The organism is Flavobacterium dankookense (assembly GCF_004362665.1).
Lineage (GTDB): Bacteria > Bacteroidota > Bacteroidia > Flavobacteriales > Flavobacteriaceae > Flavobacterium > Flavobacterium dankookense.
Genome location: NZ_SNXR01000011.1, coordinates 497,504 through 510,499, shown reverse-complemented (window position 1 = coordinate 510,499; position 12,996 = coordinate 497,504). Strand labels below are relative to the sequence as shown.

Genomic DNA, 12,996 nt, shown 5'->3' with positions numbered 1-12,996 from the left:
TTTATTATTTAACAACAAATACTATATTAATAAATGAACAATCTGAAGCACCTGATAAAACATCATAAGTTAACACACCTGATGCTGATATTGAGACATTTTCTAAAACGGTGTTGTCATAATAGGTTATGTAATACTCTAAATCAGTTGGTGCATCAAAAAATGGTATGGTGCCAGCAGAACCTGAACTAGCAATCATAGGTGATGCAAACTGTGCTGCGTATTCTCCGTATAAAGATTTAGTTGCGCCTGTAATTGGAGATGATACATCAATTGAAACACTTGGCATATAGAAAAATTTCAATGCAGGCTTTAAATCTACATTTGGAGAATTTACCATGGCAGAACCAGTTGCTACGGTTGTTGTTTCTGTAGTTAACTCAATCCATTTAGTACCATCAGATTTAATTTTAAAAACAGTCATAGTTGGAATTCCATTAATCCCACCAGTTCCTCTATCAAATAGTGTTGCTCCTGACTGCACAAAACCGCTAGAAAAATTTACTAATGTGTATTCTCTTCCTAGACAAGTAGATGCAGTGGGGATAACAATTGTTCCTCCAGTTCCTCTAAACACTACTGTTTGGTGCGAAGCATCTAAAGCAAAAGCATTGGGATCTGTTATCTCTGTAATTTTTGTTCCAAAAGAACCGTTTACATCTAATGTGCTTTTTGGAGTAGTTGTATTAATACCCGTTTGAGCAAATGAAATTGCAGATGTTAACACTAATGCTAATTGTAATATTATTTTTTTCATTTTTTTATGTTTTAACTTATTTAATTTTTTTACTCTTATTCCAGAATTATAGAAACTCGTCTAGCCAAGTCTAGACCAGTTGTCGTTTTGGGAAACGAACTATCAACTCCTTGTCCTTCAATGGATAATCGATTTGAATTAATTCCTGAAGCTATAATAATATCGTATAATTTTTGAGCTCTTCTTGTTGAAAGAGCTTTGTTCTTACTTTCGTTTCCTCTTACATCCGCATAGCCTACAAGTTTCGCTTTTGCATTTGGATAATGTCTTAAGAAGTTGATTATTTGATATACATTATTAGTAGAGCCTACGTTAGGTGTATCAAGATTTACATCATAGAAAACGTTTACATATCCTTTTTCCATCAATGATTTGATAGCATCTGATTGACTAACTATTGTTTTATTAATACCATCCTTACCATTTGTTGATTTTTCTAATTCGTCAGGTGTGCCGTTATTATTGACATCCATAAAACGTCCTTTAGAATCAACAATAACCCCGTTAGGTGTATTGTTTTGAACATCTAAATAATCAGGAATTCCATCTCTGTCAGTGTCTTGTAACATCGTTTCTAAATCCGCAATTCTGTCCAAAGCTTCTTTATCTGTTGAATTCACAGAAGATTCAAAATACCAATCCGCATGTTTTTCTTTTTTACCTAAATAAAAAGTAAGCCCTAGATTAGTATTAAACATTAAACCCGATAAATTATTAGCATCGGCTGAATAGGTTCCATCCCAGTTAAAGTGCTGACGTACGTTGTTTATTGCAGTAAAATCTGCCGTAATGGCTAACCATTTAGCAATTCTAAACTGTGGTGTTAGTCCAACCATTATACCACCATTATCTTCGGTAACGTACTTGTTTACACCCATTTTTGGTGTGAATTGAGATGCTTGTACTCCAGCGTGGGCTAAAAGTCCAAAACGTTTTGTAAATGACTCGAAATTTAAAATGCTTCCTAAGTTTGCTACTCCTTGTAATCCAACTCTATACTGTTGTGATTTAAATGGTAAAGAACCACTACTCTTTTGATTTTTTATTTCATCAGACGCTATATCTAGTTTAAGACCAAATCTTGGATTGAACATATATCTAACTCCAAAATCAAAGTGATTTACACCACTAAAATTGAAATAATTGGTGGGATCAGACGAGTAATATCCCGATGTGAATGGTCTTACTGCTTTATTCTGTCCTGCATTAAGTTCAATAGACCATGAATTAAATGGCTTACCTTCTTTTTCTTGTGCAAAGACTCCCGAAGAAAAAAGTACAGGTAATACTACCATTGTTGTTCTGTAAATACATTTTATTAGCATTCTATAATTTATTAGCGTTAATTAATTTTTTGGTAAATATTTTCCCGTTATCTAGTTTAAGTTTAGCGATATAAACTCCTTCTGCATGATGGAAAGGATAGGAAAACTGAAGATTGTTCACTTTTTTGAAGTTTTCAACTAATCTTCCCGCTACATCATATATTGCTAGTGATTCAATGATTTCATTAGCTGAACCTAATACAACCTCTTTTGTCAAGAAAACATCAGCCATAATGTTATCATAATCTGTATTTGATAAGGCTTCCGTTTGATACACTACTTCAAAACGATCATTAGTCGCAGTGCCATTTATGAAGAAACTATAGGCACCATTATCGAAATCGTGGTATTGGTTTAATGTTTTATCGTGCAAATAAATTTTTACATCATCTGTTAAAAAAACACCTTCCTTTTCGGAAACAGTCATCGAATATTCCTGAACTTCAGAAGTATCTTTTGAAAGTCCTAACTTTACAATATCTGTTGCGTCAAAAACTCCTTTTCCGTTAATTGCTAACTTAGTATTATCGTCTAGTAAGGAATATAATTGAGAAGTGCTAGTTGAAAATTTAGTAGCGTCATATAATCTATCATAACCAGCAGTAGAATTTTCAGAATACGCAATTAAAATTTGACTGAATACATTATTTGAAGTAGTCAAATTAACTTTAAACTTATCTTTTGTTTCAGTAGTTTCTTCTGAAGCACTTGTTCTAAAGAAATTACCATTAGAACCTGTACTTGTCAAACGCATACAATTAGTAAAAGTCACGCTACCAGAATTTAAAGCTCTTACAATAAATCCTTGACCGCTTGCAATCTTTCCGTTGATTTCCGTGGGAATTGGTGATGTATTTACCGTTCCTGATAAATTCCAAGCCGCAAAATCAGCTTGAGTATAATTTCCAGTTCCTGGATATGGTGTTTTTGCAGCCCATAAATAAACCACACCGTCAATATCTGTATTTTCCTTTAAGAACAAACCAGCATCTATAGCAGATGGATATGGATTAGCTACTAAATTATGGTGTGTTTTAGAAGTTGGTGAAGTTGCTGCTGTGTTGTAAATAATGTTAACTTGAACATCTCCATTATTTGAAACTCCAGCAAATTTTAAATCTATGGCATTAGCAGTTGCATCGTCAACAAAAGGTGCTTGTTGCTTTACTCTCATGATATAACCTTTACCTGTTTCGGTAGTTGTTAGGTTTTGCCATCCATTACCTGGTGCTGGACCTGGAACAAATTTGTATTTAAGGTCAAATGCACCTGGAGTTATAAATCCTTGAGCTACAGCTCCATTCAATTGACTGAAAAAGTTTCCTGCAATTGGTGTTCCCCAATAAACATAATCATAGCGACGCATTGGGCGCGTTGATTTTGTCAATTCAATGTTAGGCGCAAGAGAAGTTGCATTTCGTTGTACAACAATTGCTTCTGAACTCATTATTATTTTTCCTGAACCTGTAACACCATTAACAATTTCAACCGACGTGTCGTCAGCTAATGTTACATTACTGTTCAACTCTAAGGAATTACATACAAATGAAGTTCCAGAATAAGGACTATTAATAATTACTGGATCAGCAAGAGTTGGCGGACTTGGAGACCAACCTCCATTCCAAGTTTTTATATTACCCGATGATGCAATCAATGGAGCGCATCCGTCTTTTCCTGCTAATGTAAAATATTGATAGGTTGCAAGATTTACTTCAGATGTTGATGTTATCGAACCCGATATAAGCGTTGATGTACCACCCAAAATAGAAACCGGGTCTAAACTTGAAGGAATTTCTTCCCACTGAGTTCCGTTCCAACCGGCTATAATTAAGTTCGGCAAATTATTTGCTGAGATAAATGTTGCATTAGAAGATGCTCTATATGTTAAAGTAATTTTAGAAGAAGAGCCAAGCACTCTCCAGTATTCAGTAGTACTAACACTTGAAATTCCAAATCCCAATGTCGTTCCAACCGCTGATGGAGCACTTGCAAAATAAGCACCATCAATTCCTAAATCATTAACAGGATCTACTCCAACTGGAGCAAATATACCTGATTGACCAACTGGTAAAATGAACAAATCTGGACTATATGATCGACCATATCCATCCAAAAAATGTGCATCTGAAGCGTTAATCCAACCCGAATTTTGGGTGAAACTAACTTTTCCATAATTAGCATCTGTTCGTGTTGTTTGTGTAGTAGCATTAGAAATGTTGTCAAAATCAAGATTTCCGTTTTGTATAAAATACTCCGAGTTATCAGAAACATAGATTGTTCCCGAATTTATACTCTGTCCACACAACGAATTACTTAAGAAACCAATCGCTAATAAAAATGTAATTTTTACTCCTCTCATATTTGAACTTTTTTAGTTTGTTGTTTATAACTATTTGAGGCTTTCTTTTGATAAAAAAACCAAACCAATACAAGCAAGATTAAAATTGCAGGTAGCAGATATTGATCAATTGGAGCTGGAGGTGGTTCTGGTGGTCCTTCCTCATCATCATCCATACAAAATCCTAAAAAGGGAGAAAGCAACAAGACAAGTGACATCACATATCTCATTCTTCTATAAACTTTTGCTTTTTTTTTCAAGGTGTTGAATTTCATTTATATATAAATTTAAATTTTAGTTTAAAGCAAAACTATTTCGTTTAGCATTATCTTAGTTATCAGAAATTGACATCAAATATTGGTTATTGACATTATTTTTCAATAAAGAATGAATTGTCATATGCTTTGTGAAGATGATGATGGATTCTTGACTTAATTCTATAAACTTCAGGAGATACACCAGCTATTTTTTTAAAGGCAATACTAAAATTACTATAGCTTTGAAAACCAGTTGCATAGGCAATATCCATTATAGGTTGGTCGGTTTCCTCTAATTTTACTTTTATATTTTCAATTTTCTTTTTAAGAATGTATTGATAAGGAGTTACTCCTATTAGATTAGAAAACATTCTTATAAAATGATGCGCTTTCCAATTTGTTAATTGAGCTAAGGTGTTAATGTCAATTTTTTCATTGATATGTTCATTTATATACTCAACTACACCTCTAATTCGAAATGGAACTTCATCTATACTATCTAATTCATGTTTATTGTTTCTTTTGGGATCTAAATCTCTAAATGAATAGTTATTTAGCACTAAGGAAACTGTAGTTACCAAATCCATTTCTTTGAATGGTTTAACTATAAACCCATAAGGTCTAGTATCTTTAACTCTTTCTAATGTAATTTTATCTGTATGAGAAGAAATATAGATATATGGAATATCATCTGAATTTAACAAATACTTACCTAACTCAATACCATCTTGATCTCCCTTTATACTAATATCTACTAAAATCAAATCGGGTTTCTTGTTCTGTATAATTTCTATAGCTTTTAAATAGTTGTCTACATTTACAATTACATCATAACCTTCTTCCTCTAAAATGTATCTAGCACTTTTTGCTATGAGAAAATCATCCTCCACTATTAGTATTAATTTTTTTTTCATATCACTAATTATTCTTTAGGAAATTCTATTTGATAAAATGTATTATATGTTGATTGAGCAGTAATTTTTGCTTTAATTTGTTTTAACAATATTTTTACCATTTCAATTCCTAAATTATCTTCTTTACGCTCAAGGTTTTCATAAATTGAATCATCAGAAAAACTCAATAGATAGTTTGCTCTTATTTCATCATACTCTAATAATATGCTTACGTTTAAATTTGATATTTTAGAGTTCAATAATGAGCTTAATAAAAACTCGTTAATTATTAAGCCTAATGGCAAAGCCAAATCCATTTTTAACTTGATATTATTAGCATTCAGTTGCAAAAAGCTATCCTCGTCTTTAACATCATATGCTTCTTTCAAATAGGAATATATTTTGTAGATATACATATCCATATCTACTATATTTTCTTTGTAATGAAAATCAATACTTTCATGCATCAACATAATTGAAACTACACGTTTTTGACCTAACTCTAGTTCACTTTTGACTTCATTACTTCTACTTTCTTTTGCCTGAATATTTAAAATACTAACCACTAATTGTAAATTATTTTTGATGCGATGATTTAGTTCATTATGATCTCTTTTCATGGTACATTTCTTCAACTATGTAAGCAAAATTTTATTTAAAAAAAAATAGGTTTTTTACTATATAAAAATCAAATTAACCATAATCAAAATAACATTTTGTTAAAAAATTATGGCAAATAAACAGTTCAGGAAATTATTTTGTTTACCGAAAATTGACTTCACATATCTAAAATTGATGTTAGTTTTGTCTATTTTTATGAAATCGAAATTATTCTACAAAAAAATATAGTTTTAATTCTACAGCATTGTAGAATTAGTTCTATATCACTATATTTGAATTGTTTAAACAAAAACAAAATTAGTGTCTGTAACCTGCTGCAGAAACACCAAATGTGATGGCTGAGATAACTAATATTGGTGTAATGATTTTAAATGTTTATTATGAAAGAGGAGATGGTACAAGAAAAAATTCTTATAGCTGTTGTAGATGATCACATCTTATTAGCCGATTCGCTAAAAAACGTTCTACAACAAGTTGATACTAATTTTGAAGTAGTAGTTTTCTATGATTTAAAAAAATTTGAAAATAGAATAAAACATAGAAATCCATTTAATTTTATATTACTCGATGTTTTAGTAGATGAAGAAAATGGTATTGTATTCTATAAAAATAATCCTGATTTTTTTTCTGAAAAAAATAACGTTATACTACTAACGTCTGTCCATAGCAAGAGTATTGTTATTGAAAATTTAAATTCTGGAATTAAAGGTTTTATGTGTAAAAACTGTGACATAGACGAATTATTAGATGCCTTTGAAAATATAAATAAAGGAAAAATTTATATCAGTGATTTTTACAAGGAACAAATTATATTTTCAAAAACTTCTACAAAAGATTTTAGTGTTATTTTTACACCAAGAGAACAAGAAATTCTCGATTTGCTTTGTGCTTCGCGAACAGCTAAGGAAATTGCCTTTGATTTAAACTTGAGTATAAACACAGTTCAGATGTATGTGAAGAGTTTGTTCAAAAAAACCCATCAAAACCGTACTACCGACTTAGTACTATATTCCATAAAAAATGGTTTAAATAACCCCATTTCATAATCACTAAATGGGAAATATCCCGCTTATCATAGTTCCTTTGTTTATGTTTGATTGAATATGTAATTCACCACCTAAAAGTGCAGCTCGCTCTTTCATATTTTCTAAACCAATTCCACCAGCCATATTGAGATTAAAACCAATTCCATTATCTTCAACTTTGAAATTGCAATTATTGTTTTCAAAACTTACTTCGAGTTTGGCTTTACTTCCCTTTGAATATTTATAAACATTGGTAACGGCCTCAGATAAAATCCTAAGCAGTTGATTTTGTTGATAAACGTTCAATTTTTCATCAACCTCTCTAAAATCTATTAAAAGTTCTGTTTCTATCTCAGAATTGTTTCTAATCATATTACTCAAAAAAATCTTTGAAAAACTAAACTCTTTTGTTCCTTGAGAATAAAGATGATGAATATACTTTCTGAAATTTTCATACAAGCTATTCACTTCCTCTTTTACTATATCAATTCTTTTCTTCTCTTCTTCGCTTTGAGAGCTTCTTACTTTATCGGCAATAAGAAAGTTCAATGCCGCTAATCCTGATGCCATGTCATCATGTAGATTTTTTGCAATTTCCATATTACTTGTATGCAATGCTTTTTTAGCAACCAAATCATTTTTAATTTGGTAAATATTTTCTAACTCTAGTTTTTCATTCATTTCTTTGTTATACTGAATTTCTGATGCAAGGAGTTTTTGTTTTGTTTTAAGTCCAGCATTTCGTTGAGCTAAAAGCACTAAAAATAATAACAATAGAATTAAGCCCAATGATACAGCTATTAAATAATTCTTTTGGCGTTCATTTTTGGCCTTTTCAAATTCAACTCGTTCTTGTTCTCTTGCTTCAAAAACATCGATAAGTGTATTTGATTTTTCTAAATCAACCATAGATTGATTATTAATTAAGATATCATTTAATTCATTTTTTTTATCATAATGAGCAGTAGCTAATTTATGCATTCCTTTCTGTCTATAGCCGTTTGCCAGAAACAGGTTTAAATCACCAAGTATGGGCTCGTCGTTTATTTCTTGATAATAAGGCAATGCCTTTTTACTATATTCAATTGCCATTGAAAAATAATCAAAATTGTGGCAAAATTGAGCTTTTTGAAAGTAGAACATTGATTTCTCAGGATGATTTAATTTTGAAACTACATCTTTTTCAATTCTATTTATTTTTTCCATCAACCCTTTTACATCCACATTATTTTCAACCAACATTTTACAATTCAGTTCATCAAAAAAAACATCTAAATAAAAAACCCAATCTTTTCTTTCCTTAGCGAAATTATATTGTTCATTAAAAATTTGTTGCGCTTTTTGTCTCTCACCAACTGTATAAAAATTTGTAGCTAAATTGGAGTAAAACAGTATTCGCTCCTTATAGGAAGTAGTATCTTTGTCTTTGTAGTAAAGTAACTTGTGAGCAATTTCATTATTTTTTTTCAGATTTTTTAAATATTGTTCTGCTTTATCCTTTTTATTTTTTTTAGAGATATTGTATAAGTCAGCATAATTTTCAGCTATTTTTACATAGGTAAAACCTTTTGGTGTATTTCCTAAGTCATATTTTTTTATTAATTGCAAAGCCTCTATTAGACTAGCGTTTGTCAAGTTGAATTGTTTTATTTCTGTATAAAGCTCTGCTAGATTATTATAAGAAATTACCTTTAACTTATTAACATCTTTACAGTCGGAATCAATGTCAATTACTTTAACACAATTTTTATAAAACTCACGATGATTACCTAATAAGTTGTGATATGATGATTGATTGACGTAATAATACGCCCAAAATCTATCATTTCCACTACCTGATTCTTTTAGAAGTTTTAAGAACTCTTTTTGCTTTTTTGCAAATTTTTCGTAATTGCCCGCATAAATTAATTCTCCTGTAGTAATAGCCAATTCATTTAATGCTTTAAACTTTGGATCAGGTTTCTTTTTTTTGTCTCGCTCACAACCCATTATAAGCAAAACTAAAAATAGTAAAATTATAGTTTTCATGTGGTTGAATTTTACGCTAAATTTAAATATAAACAACTAATTTTCAAAACAATAAAAAAAAATATTGATTAAAAAAATTAAAAAAATTACTAAAAGCTGTTAATTTTATTACAAATAATGCCTTCGTATTTTAAATTGGTAAAATACTAATTATCAACAGTAAATTAATTTACAATCTTTTACTTATAATTCATCAATTTAAAGAATATGATATTATTTACTTTTTCAAGTTCGGGAATGATTGGTCAAAAGAAGTCATATTTCTTTTCATTACTTTTACAACTGAAATAAAAACTACTAAACCTTACCAATGTTTGCATTTTTTCACTTAAAAAGAATACTCTTTTTTGCATTGTTATTCTTAACTACTTCTTATGCCCAAGAGAAAGCCATCGATTCATTAAAAACTGCTCTTCGAAATCCAAAACTACATGAGACAACAAAATTGCAAATGATTCACAATGTTGCTCGTACAAAATTCACGAACAACTTTGATCCGAAGTTTCATCAAGTAGTTGATATGCTTGGTGATTTGGCGTTGAAGAATTATAACAAAAAACAACCCGTTACTCCAAAAAAAATATACATCATGGCTAGCTACCTATTATTCTAGTCTTGCTACACGCTATCTACAAAAAGAAGAATATGACAAAGCTGTTGTTTATTATGACAAAGCCATTGCGCTTTATAAATCAATCAAGTCATATGAAGACATGTACACGGTTTATTTAACAAAATCTGGACTTTATAAAACAACTGGCGAAACTGATAAACAAATCGCATTGATATTTGAAGCGCTGAAATTTTATGAAAAAGATAAAAAGACCTATGTTCATTCGTTGTATTATGCTTACACTACACTAGCTTATGCGTATCGATATCAAAATGAATATGAAAAAGGAATTCAGTATAGTTTAAAGGCAATTGAATCTTGCGACTTGTCGTATAAAGAATATCCGAGCAATCATACCTTGAATTGGAAAGCTTCCAATTATCAAAATATGGCTTATTGCAATGGCAAGCTCAAAAAATATAAAGAAGCCTTGGCAAACACATACAAATCGTTAGAAATTACACGAAAACTTGGCGCGGACACACAAACTGGGTTGGGTTTGTCCGGCGCAGCTGATATGGAAATGAAGCTTGGAAATTATACAGCAGCCGAAAAGCTATTACAGGAAATGCTGGCTATGAAATCAACTTCTACCAACACGATGAGCTTGGCGGCAACTTATCATGGTCTTGGTGAAATCAGTTTTAATAAAGCAGATTTAAAAATGCTGAAGATTATCAAGAGAAAGCGTTTGAATTAAGTAAAAAAACAACCAATAAAACGCTTCAAAAAGATATTGCTGAGATGTTATATAAAATCAACTTAGCCAATAAAAATTATGAAAAAGCACTTCAGTTTTATGAATTTGATAAAAAAATAAATGACTCTACTCGAATTGAAACTTCTAAGAGAGAAATGACAGAGCAGCAGCTCAAATATGAGTTTGAAAAAAAAGAACTTCAGCAAAAAATAATCCAACAAAAGAAATTAGCAGCCGTAACGCTAGAACAACAAAAGCGAGTAGCTGCAGTTAAGCTAGAAGCGCAAAAGAAAACAGCTCTTGAAACGTCAAAAAACAAATTAGCACGTCAGCAATTACTCTATGATTTTGAGAAAAAAGAACTGAATCAAAAAATACTACAAAGCAAGAAAGTAACAGCACTCAAACTAGAAGCTGAAAAGAAAACGGCGGCAAAGAATAATTGGCTTATTGGGTTATCTTCTCTACTCCTATTACTTCTGTTAGGCAGTTATTTCTATTACCGAAACAACAGGCAAAAACAAGCGATAACCGTTTTAGAAAAAAATCAAATTAAGCAAAAGCTACTTATTACTCAGATGAATCCACATTTTATTTTTAATTCAGTACAAAATATACGAAGCTTAATAAATAATAAACAAAACGATGAAGCAGTTGATTATTTAGGTAAATTTTCAAAGTTGACGAGACAAATTCTTGAGAACTCAAACGAAAATTATATTTCGCTTGAAGAAGAAGTAGAAATGATTGAAAACTACCTTTCCATTCAGCAATTGTTGTATGAAAACAAGTTTACATTTACTATTGATGTTGAAGATGCTATTGAAACAGAATCAATATTCTTACCGCCAATGCTCGCGCAACCTTTTATAGAAAATGCTATTAAACACGGATTAAGTAATACTCTAGAAAACGGAAAAATTGCGGTTCATTTTTATTTAAAAGATGAAAAACTCTTCTTTGAAGTGACAGACAACGGTAAAGGATTTGACACAGATAAAAAGGTAAGTAATCATAAATCGTTAGCAATGACTATTACCAAAGAGCGATTGGTTACCTATACTAAAAACAAAGACTTTATTGTGCAAACCGACAACCTTTTCAATCCAGAAGGAAAAGTTGAAGGAGCAAAAGTTGTATTTGAGATTCCTTATATTTACGAAAATTAAACCCTACATATGTTAAGAGCTGTAGTTATAGACGATATTGAAAAAATCAGAAAAGAAAACATTACTATTATCAAAGCTAATTGCCCTAATATTTCAATTATTGGACAAGCCGAATCGGTAGATTCTGGAATAAAATTGATAAAACAGTTAACACCTGATTTGGTTTTTCTAGATGTTGAAATGGCTGATGGTACTGGTTTTGATTTGTTGCAAAAACTCAGTCAAATTTCGTTTAAAGTGATTTTTATTACTGGTTATGAAGATTTTGCTATTAGAGCTTTTCGTTTTTCTGCTATAGATTATTTGCTGAAACCTCTAGACAGCAAAGAACTAATCGATGCCGTTAAAAAAGCGGAAGATTCAATGAGTAAGGAAGTCTTTGAGATGAAACTTCACAACTTGTTCGCCAATTTAGAGCGTCCAAAAAACCTTCAAAAACTTGTACTTAAAACAGCCGATAAGATTTACTCTGTAAACATCCAAGATATCATCAACTGCGAGTCGGATAAAAACTATACTACATTCTATTTTATAAATGCACCTAAGTTAGTAGTTTCTACCAATCTAAAGGAATATGAAACGTTGTTAAGTCCGCATAGTTTCTTTAGAACACACAAATCGCATTTGATAAATATGGCTTATTTTGATTACTTTATTAAATCCGAAGGTGGCAATACAATTGTGATGAAAAACAAGTCGAACATTCCGCTATCCGTTCGTAAAAAAGAAGAATTTTTAGTTCTACTCGACAGTATGTAATGATTGTTGGTTTAAAACGGTTTTATCATAATTCACTACGTTAATCTTCTAAAAAGCTACGTTAATTCATTGACTTAAATTGTCGTTTTTATTTGATTTATTATTCTACTGTAATTCTTTCAAGTAAAGTTTTACAATTGGAATATTATATTTATTTATAAGTTTAATATTATTTATATTTTAGCAACCTATTTATACGATTGATTTTTTTTTCATTTATCAATAGTGTATATTATTAAAAAAAAATTATAAAAACTCCCTATTATAATGATTAGAAAAATTACTCTTTTAGTAATTGTAGCCAGCTTTACTTCGGCATTTTCTCAAAATTTAAGTTTATCAACAAAGCAGATAAGTCAATTGCTCGTGGTGGTTCAACAAGTTATAAAGACCAAAGTGATGATATCGTATATGTAGCAAATGGTTTTTCAACCGATCAACCCTATACATCAGAAATTGAAGCCTATAATTTCTATGAAAATTTATGGTATATCTACACACCATTAACTCC

At 30.6% G+C, this 12,996-nt stretch carries 12 protein-coding genes; 5 read left to right on the top strand and 7 right to left on the bottom strand.

The genetic code is table 11. From position 1 onward, the window contains the following. Positions 1-4: 4 nt before the first annotated feature. From BC748_RS03575 to BC748_RS03550, 6 genes are all read right to left on the bottom strand, one after another. Entirely contained in the window at positions 5-757 is a 753-nt protein-coding gene (locus BC748_RS03575) for a hypothetical protein (RefSeq protein WP_133532086.1), read from the bottom strand. A 35-nt stretch (positions 758-792) separates the two neighbouring features. After that, positions 793-2,082 (bottom strand): OmpA family protein, encoded by a 1,290-nt coding sequence (locus BC748_RS03570; protein WP_133532085.1) that lies wholly within the window; start codon positions 2,080-2,082, stop codon positions 793-795. 1 nt (position 2,083) lies between these two features. Continuing rightward, a complete protein-coding gene (locus BC748_RS03565; protein WP_133532084.1) occupies positions 2,084-4,441 on the bottom strand; it encodes a T9SS type A sorting domain-containing protein in 2,358 nt (785 codons plus the stop codon). Next, the gene (locus tag BC748_RS03560; protein WP_133532083.1) at positions 4,438-4,695 is read right to left on the bottom strand and encodes a hypothetical protein; all 258 of its coding nucleotides are present in this window, start codon (positions 4,693-4,695) and stop codon (positions 4,438-4,440) included. The genes BC748_RS03565 and BC748_RS03560 overlap by 4 nt, the downstream gene beginning before the upstream one ends. A 95-nt stretch (positions 4,696-4,790) precedes the next feature. Beyond that, complete coding sequence (locus BC748_RS03555; RefSeq protein WP_133532082.1) at positions 4,791-5,591, bottom strand: response regulator transcription factor; 801 nt, start codon at positions 5,589-5,591, stop codon at positions 4,791-4,793. Positions 5,592-5,599: 8 nt separating this feature from the next. Then, positions 5,600-6,190 carry a sensor histidine kinase gene (locus tag BC748_RS03550; protein ID WP_133532081.1) on the bottom strand — a complete coding sequence of 197 codons (591 nt, stop codon included), beginning with the start codon at positions 6,188-6,190 and terminating at the stop codon, positions 5,600-5,602. A gap of 381 nt (positions 6,191-6,571) precedes the next feature. On the opposite strand from BC748_RS03550, the gene BC748_RS03545 reads away from it, so the two are divergent. Then, a complete protein-coding gene (locus BC748_RS03545) occupies positions 6,572-7,237 on the top strand; it encodes a response regulator (protein WP_162846398.1) in 666 nt (221 codons plus the stop codon). Positions 7,238-7,240: 3 nt separating this feature from the next. On the opposite strand, the gene BC748_RS03540 is transcribed toward BC748_RS03545, so the two are convergent. Then, positions 7,241-9,244, bottom strand: coding sequence for a sensor histidine kinase (locus BC748_RS03540; RefSeq protein WP_133532079.1), 2,004 nt, complete (start codon positions 9,242-9,244; stop codon positions 7,241-7,243). Between the two features lie 310 nt (positions 9,245-9,554). On the opposite strand from BC748_RS03540, the gene BC748_RS03535 reads away from it, so the two are divergent. The 4 genes from BC748_RS03535 to BC748_RS03515 all read left to right on the top strand — a co-directional run bounded on the left by BC748_RS03535 (position 9,555) and on the right by BC748_RS03515 (position 12,485). Next, positions 9,555-9,857, top strand: coding sequence for a hypothetical protein (locus BC748_RS03535; protein WP_133532078.1), 303 nt, complete (start codon positions 9,555-9,557; stop codon positions 9,855-9,857). Between the two features lie 100 nt (positions 9,858-9,957). After that, positions 9,958-10,557, top strand: coding sequence for a tetratricopeptide repeat protein (locus BC748_RS03525; protein WP_133532077.1), 600 nt, complete (start codon positions 9,958-9,960; stop codon positions 10,555-10,557). 44 nt (positions 10,558-10,601) lie between these two features. Continuing rightward, complete coding sequence (locus BC748_RS03520; protein WP_133532076.1) at positions 10,602-11,726, top strand: sensor histidine kinase; 1,125 nt, start codon at positions 10,602-10,604, stop codon at positions 11,724-11,726. Between the two features lie 9 nt (positions 11,727-11,735). Further along, the gene (locus BC748_RS03515; protein ID WP_133532075.1) at positions 11,736-12,485 is read left to right on the top strand and encodes a LytR/AlgR family response regulator transcription factor; all 750 of its coding nucleotides are present in this window, start codon (positions 11,736-11,738) and stop codon (positions 12,483-12,485) included. Positions 12,486-12,996: the final 511 nt, after the last annotated feature.

What these genes read in the sequence shown, in the direction of transcription:
- BC748_RS03575 (WP_133532086.1), bottom strand. Translation starts at nt 757, where the DNA reads ATGAAAAAAATAATATTACAATTAGCATTAGTGTTAACATCTGCAATT.
- BC748_RS03570 (WP_133532085.1), bottom strand. Translation starts at nt 2,082, where the DNA reads ATGCTAATAAAATGTATTTACAGAACAACAATGGTAGTATTACCTGTA.
- BC748_RS03565 (WP_133532084.1), bottom strand. Translation starts at nt 4,441, where the DNA reads ATGAGAGGAGTAAAAATTACATTTTTATTAGCGATTGGTTTCTTAAGT.
- BC748_RS03560 (WP_133532083.1), bottom strand. Translation starts at nt 4,695, where the DNA reads ATGAAATTCAACACCTTGAAAAAAAAAGCAAAAGTTTATAGAAGAATG.
- BC748_RS03555 (WP_133532082.1), bottom strand. Translation starts at nt 5,591, where the DNA reads ATGAAAAAAAAATTAATACTAATAGTGGAGGATGATTTTCTCATAGCA.
- BC748_RS03550 (WP_133532081.1), bottom strand. Translation starts at nt 6,190, where the DNA reads ATGAAAAGAGATCATAATGAACTAAATCATCGCATCAAAAATAATTTA.
- BC748_RS03545 (WP_162846398.1), top strand. Translation starts at nt 6,572, where the DNA reads ATGAAAGAGGAGATGGTACAAGAAAAAATTCTTATAGCTGTTGTAGAT.
- BC748_RS03540 (WP_133532079.1), bottom strand. Translation starts at nt 9,244, where the DNA reads ATGAAAACTATAATTTTACTATTTTTAGTTTTGCTTATAATGGGTTGT.
- BC748_RS03535 (WP_133532078.1), top strand. Translation starts at nt 9,555, where the DNA reads ATGTTTGCATTTTTTCACTTAAAAAGAATACTCTTTTTTGCATTGTTA.
- BC748_RS03525 (WP_133532077.1), top strand. Translation starts at nt 9,958, where the DNA reads ATGTACACGGTTTATTTAACAAAATCTGGACTTTATAAAACAACTGGC.
- BC748_RS03520 (WP_133532076.1), top strand. Translation starts at nt 10,602, where the DNA reads ATGTTATATAAAATCAACTTAGCCAATAAAAATTATGAAAAAGCACTT.
- BC748_RS03515 (WP_133532075.1), top strand. Translation starts at nt 11,736, where the DNA reads ATGTTAAGAGCTGTAGTTATAGACGATATTGAAAAAATCAGAAAAGAA.